The sequence below is a fragment of the Variovorax durovernensis genome, assembly GCF_977011995.1.
On the sequence record NZ_CDRNCW010000002.1, the window covers coordinates 735,155 to 762,102 of the forward strand.

The 26,948-nt window shown below is 65.1% G+C and carries 24 protein-coding genes; 11 read left to right on the forward strand and 13 right to left on the reverse strand.

Features of this window, described 5'->3' with window-relative positions:
* The first annotated feature begins 67 nt into the window (after window positions 1-67).
* A complete protein-coding gene (locus ACWV14_RS35465; protein ID WP_454908507.1) occupies window positions 68-2,758 on the forward strand; it encodes a bifunctional acetate--CoA ligase family protein/GNAT family N-acetyltransferase in 2,691 nt (896 codons plus the stop codon).
* Here ACWV14_RS35465 and ACWV14_RS35470 read toward each other — a convergent pair.
* Window positions 2,664-3,158, reverse strand: coding sequence for a c-type cytochrome (locus ACWV14_RS35470; protein ID WP_455240236.1), 495 nt, complete (start codon window positions 3,156-3,158; stop codon window positions 2,664-2,666). The two genes, ACWV14_RS35465 and ACWV14_RS35470, sit on opposite strands and share 95 nt — an antisense overlap.
* A 104-nt stretch (window positions 3,159-3,262) precedes the next feature.
* Between ACWV14_RS35470 and ACWV14_RS35475 the strand changes: the two genes are divergently transcribed.
* Complete coding sequence (locus ACWV14_RS35475) at window positions 3,263-4,189, forward strand: histone deacetylase family protein (RefSeq protein ID WP_454908509.1); 927 nt, start codon at window positions 3,263-3,265, stop codon at window positions 4,187-4,189.
* A gap of 45 nt (window positions 4,190-4,234) precedes the next feature.
* On the opposite strand, the gene ACWV14_RS35480 is transcribed toward ACWV14_RS35475, so the two are convergent.
* Both ACWV14_RS35480 and ACWV14_RS35485 read right to left on the reverse strand, forming a co-directional pair.
* On the reverse strand, window positions 4,235-5,962 hold the full coding sequence (locus ACWV14_RS35480) for a cation acetate symporter (protein ID WP_454908510.1): 1,728 nt from the start codon (window positions 5,960-5,962) through the stop codon (window positions 4,235-4,237).
* Window positions 5,959-6,291, reverse strand: a complete 333-nt coding sequence (locus ACWV14_RS35485; RefSeq protein ID WP_454908511.1) for a DUF485 domain-containing protein — start codon at window positions 6,289-6,291, stop codon at window positions 5,959-5,961. Before ACWV14_RS35485 ends, ACWV14_RS35480 begins: the two co-directional genes overlap by 4 nt.
* 175 nt (window positions 6,292-6,466) lie before the next feature.
* Between ACWV14_RS35485 and acs the strand changes: the two genes are divergently transcribed.
* On the forward strand, window positions 6,467-8,443 hold the full coding sequence (acs, locus tag ACWV14_RS35490) for an acetate--CoA ligase (protein ID WP_454908512.1): 1,977 nt from the start codon (window positions 6,467-6,469) through the stop codon (window positions 8,441-8,443).
* Between the two features lie 49 nt (window positions 8,444-8,492).
* On the opposite strand, the gene ACWV14_RS35495 is transcribed toward acs, so the two are convergent.
* The 3 genes from ACWV14_RS35495 to ACWV14_RS35505 all read right to left on the reverse strand — a co-directional run bounded on the left by ACWV14_RS35495 (window position 8,493) and on the right by ACWV14_RS35505 (window position 12,475).
* Window positions 8,493-9,860: a hypothetical protein gene (locus ACWV14_RS35495; protein ID WP_454908513.1), complete on the reverse strand. Its 1,368-nt coding sequence runs from the start codon at window positions 9,858-9,860 to the stop codon at window positions 8,493-8,495.
* Between the two features lie 122 nt (window positions 9,861-9,982).
* Window positions 9,983-11,743: an ATP-binding protein gene (locus ACWV14_RS35500; protein WP_454912873.1), complete on the reverse strand. Its 1,761-nt coding sequence runs from the start codon at window positions 11,741-11,743 to the stop codon at window positions 9,983-9,985.
* Between the two features lie 48 nt (window positions 11,744-11,791).
* Entirely contained in the window at window positions 11,792-12,475 is a 684-nt protein-coding gene (locus tag ACWV14_RS35505) for a response regulator (RefSeq protein WP_454908515.1), read from the reverse strand.
* 176 nt (window positions 12,476-12,651) lie between these two features.
* Between ACWV14_RS35505 and ACWV14_RS35510 the strand changes: the two genes are divergently transcribed.
* From ACWV14_RS35510 to ACWV14_RS35525, 4 genes are all read left to right on the forward strand, one after another.
* Window positions 12,652-13,383 (forward strand): hypothetical protein, encoded by a 732-nt coding sequence (locus tag ACWV14_RS35510; RefSeq protein WP_454908516.1) that lies wholly within the window; start codon window positions 12,652-12,654, stop codon window positions 13,381-13,383.
* A gap of 659 nt (window positions 13,384-14,042) precedes the next feature.
* Window positions 14,043-14,453: an immunity 70 family protein gene (locus ACWV14_RS35515; RefSeq protein ID WP_454908517.1), complete on the forward strand. Its 411-nt coding sequence runs from the start codon at window positions 14,043-14,045 to the stop codon at window positions 14,451-14,453.
* Window positions 14,454-14,526: 73 nt separating this feature from the next.
* Complete coding sequence (locus ACWV14_RS35520; RefSeq protein WP_454912874.1) at window positions 14,527-14,673, forward strand: hypothetical protein; 147 nt, start codon at window positions 14,527-14,529, stop codon at window positions 14,671-14,673.
* Window positions 14,674-14,781: 108 nt separating this feature from the next.
* Window positions 14,782-15,234, forward strand: coding sequence for an SseB family protein (locus ACWV14_RS35525; RefSeq protein WP_454908519.1), 453 nt, complete (start codon window positions 14,782-14,784; stop codon window positions 15,232-15,234).
* Window positions 15,235-15,400: 166 nt separating this feature from the next.
* On the opposite strand, the gene ACWV14_RS35530 is transcribed toward ACWV14_RS35525, so the two are convergent.
* Entirely contained in the window at window positions 15,401-16,816 is a 1,416-nt protein-coding gene (locus ACWV14_RS35530) for an IS1182 family transposase (RefSeq protein WP_454904799.1), read from the reverse strand.
* Between the two features lie 136 nt (window positions 16,817-16,952).
* Between ACWV14_RS35530 and ACWV14_RS35535 the strand changes: the two genes are divergently transcribed.
* Window positions 16,953-17,324: a nuclear transport factor 2 family protein gene (locus tag ACWV14_RS35535; RefSeq protein ID WP_454908520.1), complete on the forward strand. Its 372-nt coding sequence runs from the start codon at window positions 16,953-16,955 to the stop codon at window positions 17,322-17,324.
* A 539-nt stretch (window positions 17,325-17,863) separates the two neighbouring features.
* Here the strand turns inward: ACWV14_RS35535 and ACWV14_RS35540 are convergent.
* On the reverse strand, window positions 17,864-17,986 hold the full coding sequence (locus ACWV14_RS35540) for a hypothetical protein (protein WP_454908522.1): 123 nt from the start codon (window positions 17,984-17,986) through the stop codon (window positions 17,864-17,866).
* A 407-nt stretch (window positions 17,987-18,393) separates the two neighbouring features.
* Here ACWV14_RS35540 and ACWV14_RS35545 point away from each other — a divergent pair, with 407 nt between their 5' ends.
* The gene (locus ACWV14_RS35545) at window positions 18,394-21,822 is read left to right on the forward strand and encodes an autotransporter outer membrane beta-barrel domain-containing protein (protein ID WP_454908523.1); all 3,429 of its coding nucleotides are present in this window, start codon (window positions 18,394-18,396) and stop codon (window positions 21,820-21,822) included.
* Window positions 21,823-22,086: 264 nt separating this feature from the next.
* Here the strand turns inward: ACWV14_RS35545 and ACWV14_RS35550 are convergent, their stop codons facing one another.
* Window positions 22,087-22,707, reverse strand: a complete 621-nt coding sequence (locus ACWV14_RS35550) for an aminoglycoside phosphotransferase family protein (protein WP_454908524.1) — start codon at window positions 22,705-22,707, stop codon at window positions 22,087-22,089.
* Window positions 22,671-22,919, reverse strand: a complete 249-nt coding sequence (locus tag ACWV14_RS35555) for an aminoglycoside phosphotransferase family protein (protein ID WP_454908525.1) — start codon at window positions 22,917-22,919, stop codon at window positions 22,671-22,673. The genes ACWV14_RS35550 and ACWV14_RS35555 overlap by 37 nt, the downstream gene beginning before the upstream one ends.
* A 457-nt stretch (window positions 22,920-23,376) precedes the next feature.
* Here ACWV14_RS35555 and ACWV14_RS35560 point away from each other — a divergent pair, with 457 nt between their 5' ends.
* Window positions 23,377-24,195, forward strand: a complete 819-nt coding sequence (locus ACWV14_RS35560) for a helix-turn-helix domain-containing protein (protein WP_454908526.1) — start codon at window positions 23,377-23,379, stop codon at window positions 24,193-24,195.
* A gap of 61 nt (window positions 24,196-24,256) precedes the next feature.
* Complete coding sequence (locus ACWV14_RS35565; RefSeq protein ID WP_454908527.1) at window positions 24,257-24,388, forward strand: hypothetical protein; 132 nt, start codon at window positions 24,257-24,259, stop codon at window positions 24,386-24,388.
* 93 nt (window positions 24,389-24,481) lie between these two features.
* Here ACWV14_RS35565 and ACWV14_RS35570 read toward each other — a convergent pair whose 3' ends face one another.
* The 3 genes from ACWV14_RS35570 to ACWV14_RS35580 all read right to left on the reverse strand — a co-directional run bounded on the left by ACWV14_RS35570 (window position 24,482) and on the right by ACWV14_RS35580 (window position 26,834).
* On the reverse strand, window positions 24,482-24,787 hold the full coding sequence (locus ACWV14_RS35570) for a high-potential iron-sulfur protein (protein ID WP_454908528.1): 306 nt from the start codon (window positions 24,785-24,787) through the stop codon (window positions 24,482-24,484).
* A gap of 61 nt (window positions 24,788-24,848) precedes the next feature.
* Complete coding sequence (locus tag ACWV14_RS35575) at window positions 24,849-25,352, reverse strand: NUDIX domain-containing protein (protein WP_454908529.1); 504 nt, start codon at window positions 25,350-25,352, stop codon at window positions 24,849-24,851.
* A 9-nt stretch (window positions 25,353-25,361) separates the two neighbouring features.
* Window positions 25,362-26,834 carry a trypsin-like peptidase domain-containing protein gene (locus ACWV14_RS35580; RefSeq protein WP_454908530.1) on the reverse strand — a complete coding sequence of 491 codons (1,473 nt, stop codon included), beginning with the start codon at window positions 26,832-26,834 and terminating at the stop codon, window positions 25,362-25,364.
* Between the last annotated feature and the right edge of the window lie 114 nt (window positions 26,835-26,948).

Consider the following 26,948-nt stretch of genomic DNA (forward strand, 5'->3'; position numbering starts at 1 on the left):
GCTTGACATGCATCAAGCCACGAACCGGCACCGCCCCGCACCATGGCCGACCACTCCGGAGCCTTCCTTGAGCATTCGCCATCTCGACCGCCTGCTGTCGCCGGCCTCCGTCGCCGTGTTCGGCGCTTCCGGCCGGCCCGGCAGCGTCGGCGCCACGGTCTGGCGCAACCTGCGCGCCGGCAGCTTCGCGGGGCCGGTGTACGGCGTGAATCCCAAGCATGCATCGCTGGACGGCGTGCCGATCTTTCCCGATACCGCACATCTGCCTGCCGCGCCGGACCTCGCGCTGATCTGCACGCCGCCTGCCACCGTGGCGCCGCTGGTCGCCGAACTGGGCGCGCTCGGCACGCGCGCGGTGGTGGTCGTCACTGCGGGGTTGAGCGCGCAGCAGAAGCAGGCCGCGCTGGAGGCGGCACGCCCCTTCACGCTGCGGCTGCTCGGCCCGAACTGCCTGGGGCTCCTGAGCCCTCACATCGGCCTGAACGCCAGCTTCGCGCACACCGATGCGCTGGCGGGCGACGTGGCCTTCGTCTCGCAGTCGGGTGCGCTGGTCACGGCCGTGCTCGACTGGACACGCAGTCGCGGCGTGGGGCTGTCGCACCTGATCTCGCTGGGCGACCATTGCGACGTCGACTTCGGCGACCTGCTCGACCACCTGGCCAGCGATGCGCGCACACGCTCGATCCTGTTGTACGTGGAGTCCATCGAATCGCCGCGCAAGTTCATGTCGGCCGCACGCGCGGCCGCGCGCAACAAGCCGGTGATCGTGGTGAAGGCCGGGCGCGCGGGCAACGGCGTGAAGGCGGCCGCCTCGCACACGGGCGCGCTGGCGGGTTCGGACATGGTCCACGACGCGGCCATCCGCCGCGCCGGCATGCTGCGCGTCGACACACTGCAGGAGCTGTTCATCGCCGCCGAAACGCTTTCGTGCTTTCGTGGCAACAGGCACGGCACGCTCACCGTCATGACCAACGGCGGCGGCGCCGGCGTGATGGCCGCCGACGCGGCTGCCCGCGAGGGCGTCATGCTGGCCGAGCCCGGCGCGCAACTGCTGGCTCGCCTCGATGCACTGCTGCCCGCGAACTGGTCGCATGCCAACCCGGTGGACATCATCGGCGACGCGCCGGTCGAACGCTATGCCGAAACGCTCTCGGCGCTGCTGGCCGCCGACTCGGCGGGCGCGGTGCTCTTCATGCACGCGCCGACGGCCATCGTGCGCAGCGAGGACATCGCGCGTGCCTGCCTGCCGCTGGTGCGCAGCCACACTTCGCGCGTGATGAGCGCCTGGCTCGGCGACAACGGGGTCGCGCAGGCGCGCAAGCTGTTCGAGGACGCCGGCGTGGCCGACTACGCGACGCCGGAAGAGGCGGTGCACGCCTTCGCGATGCTGCAGACCTACCGGCGCAACCAGGAGATCCTCATGGAGACGCCAAGCGCCAGCCGCAATCCGGTGCCCGACGGCCTCACGGTACGCACGGCGCTGGATGCGGCACTGGCCGAGGGGCGCGAGTGGCTGGGCGAACAGGAAGCCAAGGCGCTGCTGCAGGCCTACGGCATCGAGACCGTGCCCACGCTGGCGGTGGCCGCGACAGTGCAGGCGGCCATCGAGGCCGCGCGCGGGGTTGGCTATCCGGTGGCGCTCAAGATACTGTCGCGCGACATCACCCACAAGTCGGACGTGGGCGGGGTGCGGCTCGGTATTTGCGATGAAGCCGCCCTGGCACAGGCCGCCCGCGAGATGCTCGATGCGGTGCGAAGCGCCCGGCCGCTGGCGCGGATCGACGGCTTCACCGTGCAGCGCACGGTGCATCGACCGCATGCGCAGGAGATCATCGTCGGCGCCAGCATCGACCGTGTTTTCGGGCCGGTGATCCTCTGCGGCCAGGGCGGCACCGCGGTCGAGGTCATCGGCGACACGGCCATCGCGCTGCCGCCGCTGAACCGCGCGCTGGCGCATGAACTGGTGTCGCGCACACGCGTGGCCCGCCTTCTGGGTGGATTTCGCGACCATCCGCCGGCCCAGGTCGACGCGCTGTACGACGTGCTCGTTGCGGTGTCTCAGATGCTGGCCGACCTGCCGCAACTGGCCGAGCTGGACATCAACCCGCTGTGGGTCGACGAGAACGGCGCGCTGGCGCTGGACGCCCGCGTGCGGCTGTCGCGCACGCCGGTGGGTGGCGCCGAGCGTTTCGCGATCCTTCCCTACCCCGCGCAGTGGGTGCGCGCGCAGACCTGGAACGCCCGCGCCATCGTGGTCCGGCCGATACGTCCCGAGGACGAGGCGCAGCAACGGCGCTTTCTCGAGTCGCTGGATGCGGAGGACACCCGCATGCGCTTCTTCTCCGTGCGCAAGGAGCTGCCGCGCAGCGAGCTCGCCCGGCTGACCCAGATCGACTATGACCGCGAAATGGCCTTCATCGCCGAGGCCACCGACGCGCAGGGCAATGCCGAGACACTGGGCGTCGCCCGCACGGTGAGCGACCCCGACAACGTGGAGGCCGAGTTCGCGATCATCGTGCGCTCCGATCTCAAGGGCCAGGGACTGGGCGCGCTGCTCTTCGAGCGCCTGATCGAACATGCGCGCCGCCGCGGCCTCGAACGCCTGGTCGGCTTCGTATTGCGCGAGAACAGCCGCATGCTGAAGCTCTCGGCCGCGATGGGCTTCAAGGCCGATCCGGCAGAGCCACCCACATCGGGGCTGAGGCGGATGGTGCTGGAGCTGAAGACTTCAGCAAGCCCGTCGTGTTCCCCGGCGTGAAGCCGTAGAAGCGATCGTTGAGGTAGCGGGAGACCTCCACGATGTCTTCGTCGCCCCAGCCCAGCGAGGATGCCTGCTGCCAGCGCCGCACCTGCTCTGCGAGGCTGTCCCAATCGTTGACCAATTTTCTGCCGCGCCAGTGCATCTTTTCGTTGTGGCACGCCACGCAGTTCGCGTTGTAGAGCAACTCGCCGCGGGACTGCGACTGGGTCTGGGCTCGCAGCGGACTCCCGTACAGGGCCGCGAGGGCTGGGAGGGCCGCCAGCACGGCCAGGCCCGCCACGCGGCGGCCACCTGCTGATGAGAAATGCATGAGACGCATGGGACTCTCCTGTTCGATGACGGAGGAAGAAGACGCCATGGTCTCGCGGCAACAGAACGCAGCCTTGATCCAGCGCAACGCAGCACGCGATGCGAGTGCCGAAGATCCGGTAGCCACGGCCCGACCGGCGGCGCCGACAGCGGGCCTGCCGCGAGTACCCACCGGTCTTCGAAGGAACCCGCATGCTCAGCGCCTACATCACCCATCCCGACTGCGCGCGCCACGACATGGGCGCGGGCCATCCGGAGTGCCCCGAGCGGCTCTCCGCCATCCATGACCGGCTGCTGATCGCGGGCCTGCTCGACTACATGGCGCCGTACGATGCGCCGCTTGCCACGCGCACCCAGCTCGCACGCGCGCACACGATGTCGTACGTGCGCGAACTCATTGCCGAAGCCCCCTCCGAAGGCCTTCGCTTCGTCGACCCCGACACTCTCATGAACCCGCACACCGTGCGGGCCGCGATGCGCGCCGCGGGCGCCGCCGTGCTGGCCACCGACCTGGTGCTGGCGGGCAAGGCGCCCACGGCCTTCTGCAACGTGCGCCCGCCCGGCCACCACGCCAAGCGCGGCGCGGCCATGGGCTTTTGCTTCTTCAACAACGTGGCGGTGGGCATCAGGCATGCGCTGGACGTGCACGGCCTGCGGCGCGTGGCCCTGATCGACTTCGACGTGCACCACGGCAACGGCAGCGCGGACATCTTCCGGGGCGACGACCGCGTGCTCATGTGTTCCATCTTCGAGAAGGGGATCTACCCCTTCTCTGGCGAGGACGACAACGGCACGCGCATGGTGAACGTGGGCCTGCCCGCGCGATCGGGCGGCGACGCGTTCCGCGCGGCCGTCACCGGGCGCTGGCTGCCGGCGCTCGACGCCTTTGCGCCGCAGCTCGTCTACGTTTCCGCGGGCTTCGACGGCCACCGGGAGGACGACATGGGCAACCTCGGCCTGGTGGAGAAAGACTACACCTGGGTCACGCGGCAGATCATGGACGTGGCGCAGCGCCATTGCCACGGCCGCGTCATCTCCTGCCTGGAGGGTGGCTATGCGCTCAGCGCCCTCGCCCGCAGCGCCGCGGCGCACGTGAAGGTGCTGATAGGCGCGGACTGACCACGGCGCAAGGCCGTGGCCGGCGGGCGGGCTCGGTTCTTTCGTTCAGTGCCCGCTCGCGCCATGCGCCCCGATGCCGGTCTCCGAGCGCACCTGCTGGGCGAGGAAGCCGCCCCGGTCGACCTGGGCGCGCGCGCTGCGGTCCAGCACCGAGAACAGCCAGATGCCCGCGAACGCGATGCTCATCGAGAACAGGCACGGCGAGGTGTAGGGGAACGGCGCCGATCCCGCCGGGTAGCCGAAGGTGGCCTCCCAGACAGAAGGCGACACCACCGTCAGCGCCACGGACGACACCAGCCCCAGGAAGCCGCCGATCACCGCGCCGCGCGTGGTGCAGCCCTTCCACAGCACCGACATGAACAGCACCGGGAAGTTGGCCGAGGCCGCGATGGCGAAGGCCAGCGAGACCATGAAGGCGATGTTCTGCTTCTCGAACACGATGCCCAGGAGCACCGCCAGCACACCGAGCGCCAGCGTCGTGATCTTGGAAACCCGCAGCTCGGCCGCGCTGCCTGCATCGCCCTTCTTGATGACGGTGGCGTACAGGTCGTGCGACACGGCCGAGGCGCCCGAGAGCGTGAGGCCCGCCACCACCGCAAGGATGGTCGCGAACGCCACCGCCGAGATGAAGCCGAGGAACACATTGCCGCCCACGGCATTGGCCAGGTGGACCGCCGCCATGTTGCCGCCGCCCCGCAGCACGCCTTTGGCGTCGAGGAACTCGGGGTTGGTCAGCACGAAGGTGATGGCGCCGAAGCCGATGATGAAGGTCAGCAGGTAGAAGTAGCCGATCCAGCCCGTGGCCCACATGACCGACTTGCGCGCTTCCTTGGCGCTGGGCACCGTGAAGAAGCGCATCAGGATGTGCGGCAGGCCGGCCGTGCCGAACATCAGCGCCATGCCGAAGGAGATGGCCGAGATCGGGTCCTTCACGAAGTTGCCCGGCCCCATGATCGACTGCCCGATGCTCGCTGCCACCTGGGCGGTCTTGCCGTCCTTGAGCGCCAGGTCGGTCTTGACCTTCACCGCGCCGGCGAACATCGCCTCCGGGCTGAAGCCGAAGTGCCACAGCACCGACACCGCCATGAAGCTTGCGCCGCCCAGCAGCAGGCCGGCCTTGATGATCTGCACCCAGGTGGTGGCCGTCATGCCTCCGAACAGCACGTAGACCATCATGAGCGAGCCCACGATGACCACGGCGATCCAGTAGTCGAGGCCGAACAGCAGCTTGATGAGCTGACCGGCGCCCACCATCTGCGCGATCAGGTAGAACGCCACCACCACCAGCGTGCCCGAGGCCGCGAAGATGCGCACCGGGGTCTGCTTGAAGCGGAAGGCCGCCACGTCGGCGAAGGTGAACTTGCCGAGGTTGCGCAGCCGCTCGGCCATCAGGAAGGTAATGACCGGCCAGCCGACGAGAAAGCCGATGGAGTAGATCAGCCCGTCGTAGCCCGTGGCCATCACCGCGGCCGAGATGCCCAGGAAAGACGCCGCCGACATGTAGTCGCCGGCAATCGCAAGCCCGTTCTGGAAGCCCGTGATGCCGCCGCCGGCCGTGTAGAAATCGGACGCCGAGCGGGTGCGCGCCGCGGCCCACTTGGTGATGAACAGCGTGCCCACCACGAAGAACGCGAACATGCCGATCGCGGTCCAGTTGGTGGGCTGCTGCTGGAGCTGCCCCAGGTCGGCGCCAGCAGAAAAAGCGCTCAGCGAGGCGGCGCACAGCGCCAGGAAAGCGGCGGTGGAGCGCGCGAAAGAGAGACCGGCTTTCATTTCTTCACTTCCTTGTTCACGTCTTTTTGCACGGCCCTGACCACGGTGTCGGACAGCGCGTCGAACTCGGCGTTGGCGCGCCGTACGTAATAGGCGGTGATCGCGATGGTGAAGACGATCACGCCGAAGCCGATCGGCATGCCCAGCGTCATCACGCCTTCGCCCATGCGCCTGGCCAGGAACTCCTTGTCGAAGGCCACGAGCAGGACGAAGCCGTAGTACACGAAGAGCATCAGCAACGCGAGCGTCCAGCCGAAACGGTCGCGCCGATGCTTGAGCTGCCGGTATTGGGGATGCGCGGCGATGCGCGCGACGAGGTCGTCTTCCATGGTGTCTCCTGGGGTGCGGGTGAGCGCATTAGGGGGCAGGGCAACGGTTCAAAGCTTGCGCTGGCGCAAGCTTTTCTCCTCGGGTGCGAGTCACGATGCAGGCACCCCTTTCATGCCTGCTCACGCCTGGGGCGTGCCGGCGTGATGCCGCCAACCCCCACGAAAGACACGAGACATGAACGCTCCCGACCTCCCGTCCCGCCTTCCGACCTACGCCCCGCCGGAAGCACTCGCCCGCACCGCCCACATCGCCGGCCGCGCCGCCTACGACGCGCTGGTGGCCGAAGCCGATGCCGACCACGAGGGCTACTGGGGCCGCCTGGCGCGCGAATTCATAGGCTGGAAGACGCCGTTCACCACGACGCTAGACAGCAGCGACGCGCCCTACTTCCGCTGGTTCGAGGACGGCACCCTCAACGCGTCGTGGAACTGCCTGGACCGCCAGGTGGATGCCGGCAAGGGCGACAAGGTGGCCATCGTCTTCGAGTCCGACGACGGCAAGGTCACCCGCACCACCTATGCGCAACTGCTCGCGCAGACCTGCCGCATGGCCAATGCGCTGAAGGCGCGCGGCGTGAAGAAGGGCGACCGCGTGGTCATCTACATGCCGATGTCGGTCGAAGGAGTGGTGGCGATGCAGGCCTGCGCGCGGCTGGGGGCAGTGCACTCGGTGGTGTTCGGCGGCTTCTCGGCGCATGCGCTGCGCGACCGCATCGCGGACACCGGCGCCGCGGTGGTCATTACCGCCGACCAGCAGGTGCGCGCCGGCAAGCAGCTTCCGCTCAAGGCGCTGGTGGACGAGGCGCTTGCGCTGGGCGGCTGCGAGGCCGTGACGTCGGTGATCGTCTACCGCCGCACCGGCGAGCCCATCGCATGGACGCCGCGCGACCTGTGGATGCACGAGATCACCGAGGCGCAGGCCGACAGTTGCGAGCCCGAATGGGTGGGTTCCGAGCACCCGCTCTTCCTGCTCTACACCTCGGGCTCAACCGGCAAGCCCAAGGGCGTGCAGCACAGCACGGGCGGCTACCTGCTGCACGCGGCGCTCACGACGAAGTGGACCTTCGACATCCACGACGACGATGTGTTCTGGTGCACCGCCGACATCGGCTGGGTCACGGGCCACACCTACATCGCCTACGGGCCGCTGGCCATCGGCGCCACGGAGGTGGTGTTCGAGGGCGTGCCCACATTCCCCGATGCCGGGCGCTTCTGGCAGATGATCGAGCGGCACCACGTCACGGTCTTCTACACCGCGCCCACCGCCATCCGCTCGCTCATCAAGGCCGCCGAAGGCAACCCGTTGGTTCACCCCGACCGCTACGACCTGCGCAGCTTGCGCGTGCTCGGTTCGGTCGGCGAGCCGATCAACCCGGCCGCTTGGGAGTGGTATCGCAAGCACGTGGGAGGCGGCCGCTGCCCGGTGCTCGACACCTGGTGGCAGACCGAGACCGGCGGCCACATGATCACGCCGCTGCCCGGGGCCACCGACCTGGTGCCGGGCTCCTGCACCCTGCCGTTCCCGGGCATCGCGGCGGCCATCGTCGATGAGACCGGCAACGACGTGCCCAACGGAGAAAGCGGCCTGCTGGTCATCAAGAAGCCCTGGCCCAGCATGATCCGCGCGGTCTGGGGCGACGACGCACGCTACCGCGCGAGCTATTACCCGCCCGAACTTCGCGGCTACTACCTGGCGGGCGACGGTGCCGCGCGCGACGCGCTCACGGGCTACTTCACCATCGGCGGGCGCATCGACGACGTGCTGAACGTCAGCGGCCACCGCATGGGGACGATGGAGATCGAGTCGGCACTCGTGGCCTGCACCGCTTTGGTGGCCGAGGCTGCGGTGGTCGGCCGGCCCGACGACACCACGGGCGAGGCGATCTGCGCCTTCGTGGTGCTCAAGCAGCCGCGGCCCGTGGGTGCCGATGCGGACCGCCTGGCCGCCGAGTTGCGCTCCTGGATCGGCAAGGAGATCGGACCCATCGCCAAGCCCAAGGAAATCCGTTTCGCAGACAACCTGCCCAAGACGCGCAGCGGAAAAATCATGCGCCGCCTGCTGCGCTCGGTGGCCAAGGGCGAGGCGATCGCACAGGACGTGTCCACGCTGGAGAACCCGGCGATCCTCGACCAGCTGACCGAGGCGCACTGAGCCTGCCTTGCGCCGGACCGTCCGGGATCCACGGCCCGGCCATGGCCGCTCAGGGCGCCAGCGTGAGCTTGAAGATCTTGTTGCCGTTGGATGCGGCCACGTAGACGGTTCCGTCGCCTGCCACCGCCACGCCGATCGGGAAATTGAAAGTCAGCGCCGTGCCGGTGCTGTCCCGCAGCGTGCTGATCTCACCGCCAGGCGTGACCACGCGCGCCACGCCATCCCAGGCCTGAGTCAGGAACACGTTGTCGTTCGCATCCACCGTCACGCCGTAGGCGTAGCCGAGCTTGGCCGGCGTGGCGGCCGTTCCGTCGACCACACCGGCGCCGGCGTTGCCGTTGGCGCAATCGCCCAGCAGCGTGCTCACCGTGGCGCTGGCCACATCGATCTTGCGCAGGCATGGACTGTCGGTGTCCGTGTCATACAGCGTCTTGCCGTCGCGGCTGAGCGCCAGGCCCTGCGGGCGCGACATCTGGGCAGCCGTGCCGACGCCGTCGAGATAGGCCTGCGTGCCGTCGCCCGCGAGCGTGCTCACGGTGCCGTTGGCCGCGACCTTGCGCACGCGCTTGTTTTCCGTGTCTGCCACGAACAGGTTGCCTGCGCCGTCCAGCGCAATACTCGCGGGGTTGTTGAACATCGCGGCGGCCGGGCTGTCGGCGTACCCGCTGGTAGTGCTGCCCACCCATGTGCTGTATGTCGTCGCGCTGGCGGCGATCTTGTTGATGCGATGCTGGTCGCTCACGTACAGGGTGCCATCGGCTGCCAGTGCCAGGCCGAACGGCGTGTTCATGGTCGTCCCCGGCGTTACTTCCGCGCCGTTGCCGCTGGCCGTGTCGATCCTGTAGACCGAACCATTTCCTCCCATGGCCACATAGAGGTTCGCGCCGCTGCCATCCAGTGCGAGTTGATAGGGACGACCGTAGGCCACCCCCGTGGTCGCCATCACGTTGGAGACCCAGGGCTTGACCGTCAGCGTGGCGGCATTGCTGTTCATGCTGCCGTCCGCGCCCGTCACACGCACGCGCAGTTGCTGTCCGCTGTCGGCCAGTTGACTGGCGCCCGTGGTGAAGCTGTCGGCGGTGGCGCCGGAGACATCGGCCCAGTTGGCGCCGCCGTCCACACTGCGCTGCCATTGGTAGGCCGTGGCGTGCACGGCCTGTACCTTCAACGTGGCGGCCACGCCCTGGCCAATGGTGGTATCCGATGGCTGCGTCGTGATGGAGAGCGTGGTGTCTTCCGGCGTCGGTGCCGGCGTCAGCGTTCCCTGAGGGGCAGGTGCTGGTGCTGGAGCGACAGCGAGGCCGGGGAAACCGCCGCCTCCGCCCCCACCACCGCCGCATGCCGCGAGCACGAGATTCATCATCAGCAACGCGGCGGGGGCGCGCCATGCACGGGAAACGGTACGACTGGTATTCATGATGGTCCTTCCTTCTTTCGATCGAGGTGAATGAGAAGGTCCACACGGTATGGAAGGCGACACCTGCAATCCAGTGTCGAAGGTCATCGCCAGGCACCGAAAAAAAGGTGCTCAGATTGAACTCAAGCGTACGTCGTATCGAGTCGAGGCAGCGATGAAAGCACCTGCAGAAGCCTGTCGGCGGCCACCGGCTTGAGCAGCACCTGCAATCCTGAGTCGAGCATCTCCCGTTGCCGCTGCGGCGCGGTTTCTCCGGTGATCAGCAGCACCTGCAAACCTGGACCGAAGCGCGCGCGCAGCCGCTGCGCCGCGGCCAGTCCATCGGCACCGTCGGCCAGCCGCACGTCGCACAAGAGCACTTCGACGGGGGCTCTTTCTTGTGTGGCTTGCACCAGCACGGCCTCGGCTTCGGCCTCGCCGGCCACCGCGTCGATGGTCACGCCGTGGGCCTGCAGCAGCCCTGTGACGGCTTGGCGGATCGCGGCTTCGTCATCGATGACGAGCACACGCTGCGGCAATGGCGAGGCGGCGCCCGGGCGCGCGGCAAGCGGCGCTGCACCCAAGGCCGACACCGCCGGAAGCACCAGCCGAAAGCGACTGCCGCGATGCAGGCGCGAGCGCACCTGCAACGGGTGCGCCAGCAAGCGCGAGAGCCGCTGCACGATGGACAGGCCGATGCCCAATCCCTTCGCTCGATCGCGCCCCGGATTACCGATCTGGTAGAACTCGTCGAAGATGCGGCCGAGGTGCTCGTCCGCGATGCCGATGCCGGTGTCGCGGATGTCGATCCACACCAGCGGCCCGCGTGCACGGGCGGCAACCACCACGCCGCCACGCGTCGTGTACTTGAGCGCGTTGTCCACGAGATTGGACAGCAGCCGCTGCAGCAGTTGCGGATCGCTCAGCACCCAGCAAGGCGTGGCACGCAGCCGCAGTTGCAGATCGCGGTCGGCCGCCTGCGCCACGAACACATTGTTGAGCGCGAGGAACAGCGGATTGAGCTCCACGGGCCGAATCTGCGGTGCCACCTCGCCGGCATCCAGCCGCGAGATGTCCAGCAGGATATCCAGCGAATCGCCGAGCGTTCCGACCGCATCCATCAACCGCACCGCATGGTCCCATTCCTCGGTGCCCTGAAGCTTCTTCTCGATGACGGCCCCGAACAACGCGATGGCATGCAGAGGCTGGCGCAGATCGTGGCTTGCCGCGGCAAGAAAACGCGTCTTCTCCTCGCTGGCACGCTGGGTTGCGGCAATCTGATGGCTCAGTTGCTCGGCCAGCGCCTCCTTTTCGAAACGCATGGTCAAAGACGCGGTCAGCAGCCGGTGATGCTGCAATGCGAACATGATCATTACGCACATGTACAGCAGGCAGCCGGTTGCCAGGAAAAGGTGCATGCTGTCGCCGCGCCAGGCCAGCGCCAAGGTCAGGCTCGCCATGCTGGGCACGATGAAGCGTGGAATGTTTCGCTTGAGAACCGCCAGCGACAGTGCGCCGCCGGCGCAGCCGCCCATCATCATCACGATGACCATGACCCAGAGCCCCAGGTGCGGCCCTGGTGGAACGCATAGCCAGGGCGCCAGGCCCCAGACGCAGGAGCGCAGCAGCACGTTGCGCGCGTTGAAGCGTGCCCAGTACTCGGGATGTGCGGCCGCATCAGGGCTGCGCTGATAGCGCCTGTAGGCGCGCCGCAGTGTCAATGCCAGGTGCAGCGCCATCCACAGCAGGACTTGCCAGCGCCATGTAGCCACGAACAGGCCGATGCCCAGCGACTGCGCCGTGAGCAAGTCCGCGAGATAGGCTGCTGGCGCGTTGGCATGGACCGCGGCCACTTGTTCGCGCAGCACCCGCCGGGCCAGCTCGGGCGGATGCAAGTCATTCATCGCAGGCATACCGGCATCGCCATGTCGAAGGCCGCATGGCGCGGAGGATCACCTCAGGCTGCTGATGAGCTGGGCTCGCGAGCGCATGCCGAACAGCAACAGCAGGGTGGACACATGGTTCTTGACAGTGCCCTCGGTCAGGCGCGACAGCTGTGCGATTTCCTTGTTCGACTTGCCGGCCAGCAGCCAATCGAGGATCTCGACCTGGCGCGCATTGAGTTGCGGCTGCAACGCTGCTGTCGCCACTTGCGTCACTGCAGTAACCGGGGCCGCGGACGGCCGTGCCGGCAGACCGACCAGATCGTTGTCCCTCACGTAGCGCAACACCTCGCCCAGGTGACCTGTCTTGGGCAGAAAGGCCTGCGCCCCGAGCGCCATCACGCCCTGCATCAGCACATGGCTGTCTTTGCCCGAGAGCACCACCACGCGCGATGCAGGAAAGGCGCGCTTGAAGCGCACCAGGGTGTCGAGCCCTTGGGCGTCGGGCAGATCGAGATCGAGCAGCACCAGGAGGTGCGACGCCACATGGAGCTCGTACAAGCGCAATGCGTCGGCCAGGCAGCGTGCCTCATGCACCGGCATGCTGCCGGTCTCCGCCAACAGCAATGCCCGCAGGCCCAGTCGCACCAACTCGTGATCGTCGACCACCAGGATGCCCCGCGCCGGAATGACAACGCCGGCCTCGCCACGCAATGGCGCGGCATGTGGCGGCAGTGGTGTGGCGGTGGCCATGGTGCGGGCATCTTAGTTTGGATGGTGGTGAACGTGAAATGACCAAAGTCATGAGAACCGGTGCGCAAGAAGGCATATGCAGGAAGACATAGGCCCTGCTCGCGAGGCCTCAACCGGCCAATGTCGGCGAGGAACGGGCAGTGAGGACTGCTGCCCGAATCGGATACAACATCCACATGAACCCCATCCCATTGCCATGCCAACGGTCTTCGGAGCATCACGGGCTCGTCATCATCGAAGGCATCATGGGCTCCGGAAAGTCGACGACCATGAGGTTCGTCGCCAAGGCGCTTGAAGATGCAGGCCGGCAGGCACTTCCTGTTCACGAACGCGCCGACCCGCACCCCGTAAGAGCGACCGACGAGCTCCAGCACTGGTTCGAACCCTGGCGCGAATCCACGGCTGAACAACTGGCGCTTCGAGCGCTTTCAAGATGGAGGTCGTTCATTGAAGAGGTTCGACTTGGCGCTGCAGTGCCCGTGCTGGACGGCCAGCTCTTTCACGGTGACCTCACCAATCTCTTCCTGATGGAGGCGAGCTTCGATGAAATCGCGATTTACTGCGCGAGCCTGACCCAGCTCATCGCACCCTTGCACCCGTTCATCGTCTACCTGCGGCAGGAGAGCGTGGAGCGCGCCGTGCGCACCGTTTGCGCGGAGCGGGGGGAGGCCTGGGTGAAGTATCAGGTCGACTGGAAGCTGAAGGGACCTTACGCGGTGCGCCGGAACTTGGTCGGTCTCGAAGGACTCATCGCCCTGTACCAGGACTACCGTCTCATGACTGACGCACTGTTCGAACGGCTGGCGCTGGACAAGGTGGTCATCGAGAACTCGGAACGAGATTGGGCGCGGTACAACCAGCAGGTTCTCGAACGGCTTGGCCTGGACGGCGTAACAAGCGCCAGTTGAGGTGCGTGTTCACAGGCAGGATGCGGTCGAGGGCGGACTCCGGCTTTTACTATCGGGCGGAAAATATCAAACCATGTCGGCCGAAACCATGCGCCAATTCCGCTCGATACCTCGTCAAGCAATACTTCTTCCCGCGCTGCTGGTGATGACATGCGGATGTGCTCCCCTCGAAGTGAGGGAAAGTCAAAAGCTGGATGCCATCTTGACAGCATCCAGGGGTGAGCCGCCTACAAAATTGGCTCGCAAGTTGGCTCTGGAAGGCTACGCGTGCACCACGCCCCCCGAGGTTCCATTGAGCAAGAACACGATGCTGCAGTGCTCCAGTCAGAAAGGCAACCTGTGGCCACCCTACTCCTGCATCTTTCGCGTTGACCTGGAGGCTGATTCCCAGATGGACTCAAACGACAAACCTCCGGTCGTGAGCCACGCATGTGCTGGGCTATAGGCTGGCGCCGGCCAGAACCCATGCGGGTCAATTCAAGCGGCGGCCGATGGGTTGGCTATGGCGCACAAGGCACGACCTCTCTAAACCAGAAGCGCTAACAGGCTCAGCGGGCTGCAGTCGGCCAGAACTGGCTATTCCGCTGCAAGGCAGAATTTGCCCGATAGCAGTCATACAAGGCGACGCAAGACGCGACGCCAATACACGAGGAACGGTGATGGCAGTTGGAGTGACGGTGGGTTCAATCACAGACGAGTTCGGTGCGCCGTCGTTCGTGCATTCGTTTTTCTCAACCATCAGCGCGCATTGCGAACCCACTGGCTGGGGCAGCCGCTTCCCGCATCTAATGAACGAACTCTATCAAGGCCGTTTACCTCACCTGAATGCCTCGCTTGCGCTTGCGGAGCTGAAGCAGGCAAAGGCGACCCTGAGCAATTTGCCTCCCACGTCTGTAGTGTGGGACATCGAGAACCGTCAGTCCAAGCCGCCCTGGGGCGACAACATCGCAGCGCACATCACGAGCCTTGGCAACTACTTCGTGTCGAGCACCGGACGCGACGTGTTCGACATACTGGAGAAGGCCTTGACGGCCTCTGCCGAGGAAGAGCGGGATGCCATTCTCCAGTGACGGGCGTATGCTGGCCGCAAGTCGTCCGTCACTTCAGACCTCGAATTTACTTCCATGTCCATCAATGAGACGTTTGACCATTCTCTTGTTCCTTCCCGCCTCGCTCGCTGTCGCCCAGGCGATTGAACTGAAGCGCCCGTCGGTGGCCGAGGCCAAGGCTGCGCTCGCTCAATTTTCCTCATCGCAGACCTTCGCGGCGCGCACGCAACGATTTCTGTAGGGGTTGGGAGCTCCTCGCTCTGAAGCGTGTGCACACGAACCAACCTGGCATCAACAATCTGCAAGGCGCGAAGGGGCTATCGCAACAATCAGCGTCAATCGAATCACGATGGGAATCTTCTCTCTATTTGCTGGTGCCAAGGCCGCACCAAAACTCGATCTCGAGGACCTCATCTACAACGTAGCGGAGTTCCAGCGCGACGAAGATTTCCAAGAGCTGTATCGTCGAATGAAGAACGGGGAGGTGTTTGTTCCTGTCGTTCAGTCTTCGCTTCCCCCCGATGCGCGGCCAGGGCAAAAGATCATCACGGATTCATCAATTTCCATTCGGATGCACACAATGCGCGCCCCAGATGGTCAGTTATTGATTCCTTGCGCGACCCAGCAAGATTCGTCAATCCTGAAAGGCGGCTATGTCGGCATGCGCTGGGAAGGATTCCTGGAAATGTCGCTGAAGGTAGACCCACCACCATATGGTGTCCTCCTCCAGGGGCAGCGGTCTTGGATTGCATTTGATCTGGTCCGCGTTCGTCGCGTCCTTCAGGTGACCTTAAGAAAGTGATGTCAACGCGTGTGCGCTCTTCATTTGACCAGCCACAATGGGCCGACAGCCGTTGTCGGCCGATTGTGTTGAAAAACTCTTCTCGAATCCTGTGCGCATCGGCGATCACGAGGATTCGCAGCTCGGTTGCGGGGGCGATAGAACCTGAGAGGCCTCGCGGCCCATCTCACGCGATCCTCATTCCCGCATCTGCTTCAATTGGCATCAACCACTTGGCCATTCGCCGAAGATTCTGGGCAGTTGCCGCCAGCAGGAACTCGTCCTGCGCACCACTGAGTCCGCGAAGCCGGAGCCGATCCAGTTTCATGATGCGTTTGAGGTGTGCGAACAGCATCTCGACCTTCTTCCTTTCCCTGCGCGACTGGCTGTACTCCGGTGTCTTTGCGATGGACCGTGCCGTCTCGCGGGCACCTTCATGGATGCTTCGGGCGATCTTGCGGAACGGCGTGTTCGGGCAACACCGATCTTTGACCCCGCAGTCGACGCAGTCGGTCTGGCTGGCTCGGTAGATCACGGTGTCGGCCTTCGTGACGTGGCTGCGCGGGATCGTGAACCGGCGTCGCTCATTGCGCAGCGCATGGCCTTCGGGACACGCGTACTCATTGCGCTCCGGCACCCACTGGAACTCGCCGATCGACAGGCTGCCATCCTTGCGAACCGTCTTGTCCCACACCGGAACGTGAGGTTCGATCTGCTTGTCTTCGACCATCCAGCCAAGCAGAGGTGCGGAGCCGTACGCGGTGTCGCCCACAAGCCTTCGCGGCTTGATGTCGAAGCGCTCTTCGACCCGATCGATCATGGTTCGGGTGGACTCGACCTCCGGTGTGCGATGCGCAGGCGTTGCCTCCACGTCCACGATGATGCCCGCCGACAGATCGATCAGGTAGTTGGTCGAGTACGCGTAGAACGCCGGGCCACCGGGTGCTGCGGTCCATTGCGCAGCAGGGTCGGTCGGAGAGATGTTCCGGGATGCAGTCTGCGTGTCGTACGTCCCTTCGGGCACACCGTCTGCAACTGGATTGGCCACGTCGAGCGCTTCAAGGTACTCGCGCACCGCGCGGCTGCACTGGGTGCCTCGGCGCCATTGCTCAACCTCAGAAGTAGGAGCATTACGCGCGCGATTGGCGTCGGCCTTGATGATGCTGGCGTCGATGGCGAAGCCTTCGCCTTGAACCAAGCCTTCGGTCATACAGCGGTGCAGTACCGTCTCGAAGACGAATCGGAATGCATCGCTCTGGCGGAAGCGGCCATGGCGGTTCTTGGAGAACGTCGAATGATCGGGGACTCTGTCTTCCAAGCCCAGGCGGCAGAACCATCGGTAGGCCAGGTTGAGATGGACTTCGTCACACAGCCGACGCTCAGACCGGATGCCTAGGCAGTAGCCGATGACGAGCATCCGGATCATGAGCTCGGGATCGATCGATGGCCGGCCGGTGTGGCTGTAGAACGGCGAAAGATGCTGACGCAATTCGCCGAGATCGAGGAAGCGGTCCACGCCCCGAAGCAGGTGATCACGTGGGACGTGATCGTCGAGGTTGAATGCGTAGAAGAGCTGATCTTGAACGGTTGCTTGCCCCATCATGATGCTTACCTCCGTCGGTGACAAAGGGCATGCAAACGGCGAGCCAGCTACTGGGATTCGGCCGAGTTTTTCAACAAAATCGGCCACAACCAGACAGTCACGGGTGACACCCAAACTTCACAATTGGTCCAGATAGATGCCATCAAACAACGCTGCCACGGTAGTCCAAGCTCAGCTCGATGCCTACAACGCGAGAGACTTGGAAGCGCTTCTGAGAACCTACGCGGCTGACGCGGCGCTTTTTGACCTGCACGGTGAACGAACAGCCTCTGGAAGAACCGAGCTACGCGCGCGGTTCTCGTTGCGGCTGGCAGAGCCCGATCTTCACGCTCGGCTGTTGACGAGAACCGTCATGGGAAATGTCGTCGTGGACTTCGAGATCGTCACGCGAAATTTCCCAGAGGGATCCGGCACCATGGAGATGCTCTGCGTCTATGAGGTTCGAGATGGGCACATTCAGAAAGCAACTTTCGCTGCAGGCGAGAAGCGTATCCACACGGCAGCCTAGCCGCGTTGGGCCCACTGCTTTCGATTGGACGCCGACCTCGCACACCGATCAGACCTATGTTGTATCGCCTTTACTGCTCAAGCGGGAATACCTTAGGGGTCGACGAGTACGTGTGCTACTCGGAGATCGGAGCGGACGGCACTTGGGTACGTTACGTAGAGGTCAAGTCAGACGGGATGGCGCTCAGATATGACAGAGAGCGCGCGGCTGATCAGTATGGAGTTCTTCCAGAAGGCGCATGGGAGGAAGTGGAAGCCACAAAGAAGGAGTACGGCATCGTTGCAACGATTTCCGCAGATCTTTTTCAGGCGGTCTGGTCGGTGACGCGCTGTGTCAACGACGATGGCGGGGAAAGCGCGAGACCCAATTGAACAGATGAGCCAGATCAGTTTTGCGGATGCCGAGCAAGTGGGCAAGAGGAAGAAGACGAGGCGAGAAGTCTTACTTGGCGAGATTCGGGGCATCCGGCGATGCGGTTCATCACCATGCACACCATCGGCCCTCAGCGCACGCCAATTTGTGACCTGTTCAGACTTTCCCTAGTTCACGACCACGGTGGTCGCACCGCGCTTGAGTTCGATGCGGATGTCAGATTCAGTCGGCGAGGACGGGGCGTCGAACTGTACCGGCACGAACGCCGCCTTGGCTTGACCCCGCGGCATGTCGACAGTCGCCTCGACAGAGTCGGCGCTGGGCAACCGTTGACCGCCTTGCTCGATCCAGTGGCACAAACAGGTTCGCATTGATGCCATTGGCCAATGCCACCGAGGCGATCGGCACGCCGGGCCGAGACTCCCTTCACCGTATCGATAGTGTTCACGTGGGGGCGTCCATCCCATTGCTTACTACTCGTTTGCCAAGTTTGATGAAGAGCTCGACTGCTCGGATTCGATCTTCGTAGGAATAAAAGAACTACTTTCAGGTAGTCCAAGTTTTTGTCCTCATCGCCAGGTGTGTGTACTAAGTCACGTTCCACTGTGTTTTTGCTTTTCGGCGTCGTCTAAGCGATACGACGCTGGCGCTAGGTGTCAAGAACAATTGTTAACCCTCGTCAACAAAGTTAACAATCATGTCCCACTCCGTTCGATACCGGGTCGTTGTTTCCGCAGCTTCTTCTCTCTTGCTGTTCTCAGCATTGAAACCATGGGATGCCTATGCGGCGTGCACCGTGTCCGGACTGACGACGAACTGCGATACGACAGCGCCCAATCCTTGGGCCACGACCATCGGCACGGGACCGACCACACCATCGGGATCCATCGTCACAGTGGGACCCAACGCGCAGGTTGCCGTTGGGAACGCGAACGCGATCAGTCTGGGGGACAACGCAAACATCACGATCCAGAGCGGCGCGATTGTGCGAAACAGTGCCACGAATACCAACGGCCTCTACGTCGCCGGTGGCAACACCATCGAATTCAGAAATAACAGCACGCTGACGGTGGCGCAGGGCGCGCAGGTCACAGCGGGTGGAACGCAAGGCAATGGGGAGGCGGTCAACCCAATCGGCAGCGGCAATACCATCATCAACAACGGAACCATCCGCAGCGTCGCCGCAGCCGCCATCTGGTTCGAAAACTCCAGCGGACTGAACACGGTCATCAACAACGAGACCGGCATCATCCAGGCACCCGGCAACGTGATTGGCGCCTCCGGCAACGGCTCGGTCGATTTCAGCAACAAGGGCCAGGTCATCGGCAACCTCGTGTTTGCTGGAGGCAATGACACGCTGCGGCTGTACACAGGCTCTGTCATCACGGGCAACTTCGATGGCGGTGGCGGGAACAACACCATCTTCCTGAGTGGCACCGGTAACGCATCGCTGCCTGGGAACATGACCAATTTCACGACGCTCTACAAGAACGACCCGGGCATCTGGACATTGACCGGCACGATCAAGGGAGTCACGGTGGCGCAGGTCCAGCAGGGCACGCTCGTGCTGACGGGCAACAACAGCCAGTACACGGGCAAGGTGATCGTCGATCCTGCGGGCACGCTCGAAGCGCGCGCGCAGAGCCTGCCGCCCACCGTGACGGACAACGGGCTGGTGCGCTTCGCACAGCCCGACAACGGCACGTACACGGGCCTGATCTCGGGGACAGGCGCGGTCGAGAAGACGCAGGCCGGCACGTTGGTGCTGGCGCCCTCGGCCGCCGGCGGCAACACCTATTCGGGCGGAACGACGATCACGGCGGGCACCGTGGCCGTGAGCGCCGACAGTGCCCTGGGCGCGAACACGGGCGGGATCACATTCAACGGCGGCACGCTGCAACTCCAGCAGAACCTCGACCTGGCCGCGTCCCGTGCAGTCACGCTGAACGCACCGGGCGGCACGATAGATACGCAAGGGTTCACGTCCACGCTGGCACAAGGCATGACAGGGCCCGGTGCATTCACCAAGGCCGGCACGGGCAGCCTGACATTGACGGGCACCAACGCCTATGCCGGTGGCACGACGATCTCCGCGGGCACGCTGCAACTCGGCAATGGCGGTACCAGCGGAAGCATCACGGGAGACGTGACCAACAACGGTTCGCTGGTGTTCAACCGGTCCGACAGCGTGATCTTCCCCGGTGCGGTTTCAGGTTCGGGCGCGGTGACCCAGGCGGGCACCGGCACCACGGTGCTGACTGCCAACAACACCTACAGCGGCGGCACAACGATCTCGGCCGGGACGCTGCAGCTTGGCAACGGGGGCTCAACCGGCGCGATCGTCGGCGACGTGAAGAACAACGGCTCGCTTGTCTTCAATCGTTCCGACAACGTGACCTTCCCCGGAACGATCTCGGGCACGGGGACGGTCACCCAGGCAGGCAGTGGCATGACGGTCCTGACCGCGAACAACACCTACAGCGGCATCACCACGGTAGCCACCGGCGCGCTCGCCGTGGGCGATGCCGCGCATCCCGGCGCGGCGCTGTCCGGCGGCGGCAACACGAATATCTCTCCGGGCGCCACGCTGGGAGGCTACGGTAGCGTCACTGGCAAGGTCACCAACAATGGAACGGTCGCGGTGGCCGATGGCCTGCCGCAATTCGCCGGTTCGGGGATGGGCGCCTTCACGATCAACGGGCAATTGATCAACGCGGGGCTGGTGCAGGTCGGCGGCCTGGGTGTGGGCAACCGGCTCAACGTCGTCGGCAACTATGTCGGCCAGAACGGCGTCATTGGACTGAACACCTACGTGGCGGGAGACGGCGCGCCATCCGACCGGCTCGTCGTCAATGGAGGTACTGCGACCGGAACGTCCAGCCTGCGCATCCGTAATGTCGGCGGCGGGGGCGCGCAGACGCTCGCCGACGGTATCCAGGTGGTCCAGGCCACCAACGGTGCGACGACTGCGGCGAGCGCCTTCACGCTCGCAGGCCCGGTCAAGGCTGGCGCGTACTCCTACTATCTCGCCAAGGGTGGGGTGAGCGGCGGTACGTCGCAGAACTGGTACCTGCGCAACGTCGTGCCGCCTGTGCCAGGTGGCGACACTGAAACCCCCACGCCATCCGAAGGGACGCCACCGCTCCCACCTTCGGGGATCACGCCCATTCCGCTATACCGGCCGGAGGTTGCGATCTATGCCGAATTGCCGGCAATCGCCCGCCAGATCGGTATCCAGCAACTCGACAACTTCCATGATCGACAGGGTGATCAGTCGCTGTTGACGGGGGACGGCAAGTTGCCAGCCGCATGGGGGCGCGTGTGGGGCGGACGCACCACCTTGCGTCAGGACGGCACCGTCAACCCCGGATACAAGGGATCGATTGCGGGCTTGCAGACCGGGCTGGACATCTATGCGGACTCCAACGCCAGCGGACACCGCAACCACTACGGGCTGTTCGTCGGCTATGCGCGCGCGAGCGGCGACGTTGATGGTTTCGCGATGGGCTGGCAGGGCTCGGCCGTCGGCCGCCTCGCGATCGACGCGTACAGCTTGGGCGGGTATTGGACGCATATCGGGCCGGGAGGCTGGTACACGGATACGGTGTTGATGGGAAGTTCGCTGTCCATCGACACGAATTCGCGCGATGGTCTCGGAACCTCGGTCCACGGCAAGTCGTTCAGCGGCTCCATCGAGGGCGGCTGGCCGATCGCGTTGAACGAGAACCTGACGATCGAGCCGCAGGCGCAGCTGCTCTGGCAGAAGGTGTCGATCAACGACCTGAACGACACCGCATCCACGGTCGCGTTCAATAGCGGCAATACTTTTCTCGGCCGCGTGGGCGTGCGGCTGCAGGGCCGTTTTGAAACCCCCGGCGTCGTCTGGCAGCCCTATGTGCGCTTGAACCTGTTGCGCAATTTCGGTTCAAGCGACAACGCTGTCTTCGGCGGTGCGACGGCCATCACGACGAACGTGAGCCAGTCGGCCGCGCAAATCAACGCGGGTCTGGTCGCCAAGATCAACAAGTCGACCAGTGCATTCGTGACGGCGAGCTATACCGCCAACCTCGGTGGAAAGCGCCAGCGAACGGTGATGGGCAACGCGGGGATACGTTGGACCTGGTGATTGGCCGACAAGAAGAGAGGGTGTCGTCAGCGGGGATCAATCAAGCGAAAGACGCCCAATTTCTCTAGCGACTTGGCCTGCGTGCTGAGTGACCGGCTCTGGCCGACTGTAGCCCGTCAGGGCCAGCGAGCTTTGAGCCCTGAGCGGACCTCCGCCGGGGCTCGAACGGCCTTCTCTCAGAGCTGAAAGAATTTCCCTCGCCTTGATGCGTGCCAGAGCAGGCGCTGGCTGCGGACTCGTCCGCACCGGAAGACTTGACGAGATTCAGCACAGTGCCTGCCGGGCGATTCGTGCTACGGCCAGTTCGTTGTCGGCCTCGTCGCGCTCTCCGTCTTCCAGAAACCAGGCGGCCGACAACGCGGCATGGGCCATCACCCACTGGAGCAGGCGGCGGCGTTCCAGCCCAGCGAGGTTGACGACGATGTCGACTTGCTGCGCAAAGCGCGACGGTTCGGTGCAGGTCTTCAGATCGGGGTTGCACAGAACGTTGACGTAGTCGTAGCAGCGCTCGCCGGTCACGCGCTTGGGATCGATTGCTAGCCAGCCGCGCGCGCCGAAATCAAGGATGTTGCTATGGTGCGCATCGCCGTGCAGCACGACGTGCTCACGCTGCGTGCCCAACAGCTCATCTGCCACGGCTGCACATTCGGCCATCAGGCCGCCTTCACGCCGCGCCATCGGCGCCAGCGATTCGAAGAAGCACGTCAGCGGCAGCAGTCCTTCTGGCGGCGGTAAGGGCCGCTTCGCATGCAGCCGCCCGATGGTGCGGCAGACGATGCTTGTGGCCGCGTCGTCATCACCTTCTAGAGCCATTTTTAGCAGATGACCCGCGCCGGTAGCACGCTCCATCAGCAGTACGCCCGCGCTCTCATCGAGGGCATACACGCGCGCAGCGCCATCGCGTCCCACCAGCGCATCACTTGAGCGCCGACCCGCTCGTCAATGTGACGCGCGATCTTGATCATTCCGGCGCGACCGTCCGGATGTCCATCGAGACGGACCGGTAGTAGGTGGCCGGCGTGGGTTGCAAAGGGCTCGCCGTCAGGCTGCGCGTTCCAGCTTTGGAGGTAGGAATTGAAGAGTGTCAGGTTGGACATGCGGCCAATTTCGCGTGGCCATCGATTCTCGAGGGTCTTCGTCGATGACGTCGAATTCCCGCTCATGGCCGACTGTAGTTGCGCAGGCCGTTCACGCAAATGACCCTGAGCCGTCTTTGGCGCATTAGTTCCAGATGTCCGCTTTGCAGTGCGGTCCTTCCCTCTCACTAGAACCTATGACTGCAATGACGGCGAAAGAAGACTGCGCGGCAATCTTCGGCTGATGAGACAGAGTGCGAGTCGAACGCGACATCGACAGACCAGGGACGGTGCCGACGTTCTGAAGGTGCATCTAGCGCAGAGCCAGAATGGAACTTGCCGGCACCTCTTTGCGAGCCAACTTTGAAATTGCACCAGCTTTGGAGCGGATTCTGTGCCAGATCACGCTGCCCACCCGGCACGGTCTATGACCTCGGACGTCATGGTGGCCACGACGCGGCGCGTCACAATCGGCTGCATGACCACTGCCCTTGAAACGCGTCCCGGCGTCCGCGACTCCTTCGGAATGCACCTGCGGCATTGGCGCGAGCACCGCCGCTTGAGCCAACTCGACCTGGCGCAAGAGGCACGGGTCTCGACGCGCCACCTGAGCTGTGTGGAGACCGGCCGAGCGGCGCCGAGCCGCGAGATGGTGCTGCGCCTGGTGGAGCGACTGGACGTGCCGCTGCGCGAACGAAATGCCTTGCTGGTGGCGGCAGGCTACGCGCCCATGTACCACCAGCGCGCGCTGGACGATCCGGCGCTTCAGGCCGCGCGAGGTGCGGTGGACCTTGTGCTCAAGGGGCACGAGCCCTATCCGGCGCTGGCGGTGGACCGACACTGGAATCAGGTGGCGCACAACGCACTGGTGCCGCTGCTGAGGGCCGGTGCCGAACCGGCGCTGCTGCAGCATCCGCTGAACGTGCTGCGTTTGTCGCTGCACCCCGAGGGGATGGCCAGGCGCATCGTGAACCTGGCGCAATGGCGTGCCCATCTGCTCGAGCGCCTGGCCCAGCAGATCGCCGCCACCGGGGACCCGGTGCTGAAGGCGCTGCGCAGAGAACTGGCCGCTTACCCTATGGCCGACCCCGGGCCGACCCCGACTGGCGACTTGTCCGGCGTGGTCGTGCCCTTGCAGTTGCGCACTGAGACCGGCGTGCTGAGCTTCATCAGCACGACGACCATCTTTGGCACGCCCGTGGACGTGACGCTGCAGGAGTTGGCGGTCGAGTCCTTCTTTCCCGCTGATGCGGCAACTGCGCAGGCCTTGACGGCGCTGGCCGGGCGAGCGGGCTGAAGCGGGACCTCGGTGGTACCGAAGGGCACCCGGCGATCACTACCCCGCCAAACGAATCACCATGGCATTCGGTGCCGGTCTCCGAATTTTTCCGTGGCGATATCTGGCGCTCCTGGAGATCAAGCCGAACGCCGCGAGCGCCACGCCGAAGTCGGCCCTGGAATGGATCGCGCTGGTCCAGACGGGGTCGTAAAGCGCGGCGCCCGTGAAGGATGTCGAGGCCGGCGAAGTGGCGCAAGCTTGCCCGCGCCGCTCCGCCGCTCCGTGTCACCGACGCCCCCCGGAATCAGGCCTTCCTGGACCAGGCGCCGCACCAGCCTTTCGCGTTCACCGGCTTGCCTGCGAACAGCGCGCAGTTGCCCATGGCGTCAGTGGGTTTGGCCTGCCACAGCGCGCAGCCGCTGCAGACCTGCGTGTTGTCGTGCTTCGGGTACTTCCTGGCATCGGCTTTCGTCGTGTCGGCGACGTAGCCGAGGGCCACGGCCTGCGGATCCTTCTCATCGAGCTTGGCCTGGGAGAAGGCCTCGGTGACGGACATGAGACCGCCGGTTGCGACAAGGGTCAGAAGAAAGGTGCGGCGATGTGAGGGCATGGTTGTTCTCGCAGTGAAAAGAAAAGAGCGGACCTGCTTCAGCGCGGCGCAGGCTGTGCTTTCATTCTTGTGCGGTGGAGTTTTGCGGACCTTGTGCGGGATCAACATCGCCGTGCCGGAACTCCAGCGCCTGCAGTTGCCCCAGGATCGTCTTCAGCGACAGTGCTCGCGTCAGCACGGCGACCAGGCTCTTCGCGGACCATTGAGGCAGCTCGTCGAACCCCGCCCACCGGTAGGCATCCATCTCCGGACGCGGGCGGCCGCGGCGATCGACGAACTGGCTGCCGCATGTGCACGCATGCGCGTCGAAGTTGTCCGTCAGGACCGCGTAGAGCTGCAGGTCCTTTCCCGCGCGATAGGCGAAGCAACCCAGCGGCAGGAGGTCTTCGGGCGCCAGTCGCAGGCCGCATTCCTCGAAGGTCTCCCGCACAGCTGTCTGCCGACCGGTTTCGGTCAGCGTGCCGCCGCCCTTTGGGATGTCCCAGTAGGGGCCGTCGGTGGCGTGGCAGAGCAGCAGTTGCGCGTCGCCATTGAAGATCAATACGCCGTGGCTGATCGACTTCATCGCCGGTTCTCAGTTGGCCGCCGCGGCCGCGTCGGGCCGGCGGGCCGTCGACACGGCGCCCGGCCTGCGCGGTGCGATGGGCACGAAGCCTCGGGCGTTGCCGCGCATGATGAGCAATGCGACGGTCTCGTCGTCGCCGATGGATTTGATCGCCGCATCGAAATCGGCCTGGCCCGAGACGCTCACGTCGTTGACCGCGAGCACCATGTCGCCGAACCTCAGCCCCGCCCGTTGCGCCGAGCCCGAGACGGACTTGACGTAGAGCCCGGGGTCGAGCAACCCGACGCCCAGCGGACCCTTGCGCTCCGCGAGTTCGAGGCCGAACCGGACCTCGTGCATGTCGGTTCGCCGCGTGACCTGTGGCACGGCATCCGCCACGCCTTGTGCCACCGCCACCTGCATCGGCAGCGCGGACCTGTGGCGCCAGACGCTCAATGCCAGCCGGCTGCCAGGGCGGGCCGAGGACACGCGGTTCTGGATGTCTTCATAGGGCATCGCCTGCGCCGCGTCGACGGAAAGAATCACGTCCCCGCTACGAAGGCCCGCGATCTCCGCCGGGCTTCCTGCATCGACACGCACGATCAGGGCCCCTGTCGCCGCCGCCAGTCCGAAGGCCGGGGCGAGCTCGTCCGTGAGCGGCTGCGTCCTGGCGCCGATCTGCCCCCTCGTGACCTTCCCCGTCGCGCGAAGCTCTTCGGCGATGCGCATGACGGTATCGATCGGGAGGCTGAACGACAGGCCGATGTAGCTGCCGCCGACGGCGTAGATCATCGAATTCATTCCCACGACCTCGCCTCGTTCGTCGAACAGCGGACCGCCTGAGTTGCCCGGGTTGAGCGCGACGTCCGTCTGTATGAGCGGCACGCCGCCGCCGCCGGGCATGTAGCGCGGATTCGCGCTGACCACGCCCGCTGTCACGCTGCGTTCGAATCCGAAGGGGGCGCCCATCGCGGCGACCCATTCGCCCGGGCACAGCTTGCCTGTCCGGTCCAGGGCAACCGTCGGTAGGTTGCCGCCCGGTATCTTGAGCAGTGCGATATCGGTGCGCCGGTCGAGGCCCACGATCACGGCATCGAACCGATGCCTGTCGGCCGTGGACACGACAACCTGCTGGGCGCCGAGGACGGCATGCGCACTGGTCAGGACATAGCCGTCGCGGCTGAAGATGAACCCCGAGGCCAGGCCACGCCCCGCGGCCTGTTCGAACGGTGCCGACACATGCGCTGAAGTGTCGATGGTCGGCCAGTCGTCGCGCTGCCCGAGGACGGTCACGCCGACGACGGCCGGTGCCTGGCGAGCCGCCGCGGCGGCGAAGTCCACGCCCTGCGGCGACGGCTGGGTCCGCTGCGCGCACGCCTGGTCCTGCGACCAGGAAACATGAGGCCCGAGCAGCGCCAGCACGCCCAACACGATTGCGACGGCGCGGCCGGCCGACTTGCGCTTCGCGCGGTCGCCACCATCGAGGGCAGGCGGGATCTTCATGGCGGTTCTTTCGACGGGGACATTCCCGATGGCCGGATGGTCGCCGCGACGCCTTCGCACCGCCTTGCGCCACATCAAGCCGGCCACGGGCCGCGCCGCCTAAATTGACCTCCA

Bases quoted from the DNA above. Each gene is read 5' to 3' on its own strand.
- ACWV14_RS35475 (WP_454908509.1), top strand. From the start codon at position 3,263: ATGCTCAGCGCCTACATCACCCATCCCGACTGCGCGCGCCACGACATG.
- ACWV14_RS35480 (WP_454908510.1), bottom strand. From the start codon at position 5,962: ATGAAAGCCGGTCTCTCTTTCGCGCGCTCCACCGCCGCTTTCCTGGCG.
- ACWV14_RS35485 (WP_454908511.1), bottom strand. From the start codon at position 6,291: ATGGAAGACGACCTCGTCGCGCGCATCGCCGCGCATCCCCAATACCGG.
- acs (WP_454908512.1), top strand. From the start codon at position 6,467: ATGAACGCTCCCGACCTCCCGTCCCGCCTTCCGACCTACGCCCCGCCG.
- ACWV14_RS35495 (WP_454908513.1), bottom strand. From the start codon at position 9,860: ATGAATACCAGTCGTACCGTTTCCCGTGCATGGCGCGCCCCCGCCGCG.
- ACWV14_RS35500 (WP_454912873.1), bottom strand. From the start codon at position 11,743: ATGAATGACTTGCATCCGCCCGAGCTGGCCCGGCGGGTGCTGCGCGAA.
- ACWV14_RS35505 (WP_454908515.1), bottom strand. From the start codon at position 12,475: ATGGCCACCGCCACACCACTGCCGCCACATGCCGCGCCATTGCGTGGC.
- ACWV14_RS35510 (WP_454908516.1), top strand. From the start codon at position 12,652: ATGAACCCCATCCCATTGCCATGCCAACGGTCTTCGGAGCATCACGGG.
- ACWV14_RS35515 (WP_454908517.1), top strand. From the start codon at position 14,043: ATGGCAGTTGGAGTGACGGTGGGTTCAATCACAGACGAGTTCGGTGCG.
- ACWV14_RS35525 (WP_454908519.1), top strand. From the start codon at position 14,782: ATGGGAATCTTCTCTCTATTTGCTGGTGCCAAGGCCGCACCAAAACTC.
- ACWV14_RS35530 (WP_454904799.1), bottom strand. From the start codon at position 16,816: ATGATGGGGCAAGCAACCGTTCAAGATCAGCTCTTCTACGCATTCAAC.
- ACWV14_RS35535 (WP_454908520.1), top strand. From the start codon at position 16,953: ATGCCATCAAACAACGCTGCCACGGTAGTCCAAGCTCAGCTCGATGCC.
- ACWV14_RS35540 (WP_454908522.1), bottom strand. From the start codon at position 17,986: ATGCCGCGGGGTCAAGCCAAGGCGGCGTTCGTGCCGGTACAGTTCGAC.
- ACWV14_RS35545 (WP_454908523.1), top strand. From the start codon at position 18,394: ATGTCCCACTCCGTTCGATACCGGGTCGTTGTTTCCGCAGCTTCTTCT.
- ACWV14_RS35555 (WP_454908525.1), bottom strand. From the start codon at position 22,919: ATGTCCAACCTGACACTCTTCAATTCCTACCTCCAAAGCTGGAACGCG.
- ACWV14_RS35560 (WP_454908526.1), top strand. From the start codon at position 23,377: ATGACCACTGCCCTTGAAACGCGTCCCGGCGTCCGCGACTCCTTCGGA.
- ACWV14_RS35565 (WP_454908527.1), top strand. From the start codon at position 24,257: ATGGCATTCGGTGCCGGTCTCCGAATTTTTCCGTGGCGATATCTGGCG.
- ACWV14_RS35570 (WP_454908528.1), bottom strand. From the start codon at position 24,787: ATGCCCTCACATCGCCGCACCTTTCTTCTGACCCTTGTCGCAACCGGC.
- ACWV14_RS35575 (WP_454908529.1), bottom strand. From the start codon at position 25,352: ATGAAGTCGATCAGCCACGGCGTATTGATCTTCAATGGCGACGCGCAA.
- ACWV14_RS35580 (WP_454908530.1), bottom strand. From the start codon at position 26,834: ATGAAGATCCCGCCTGCCCTCGATGGTGGCGACCGCGCGAAGCGCAAG.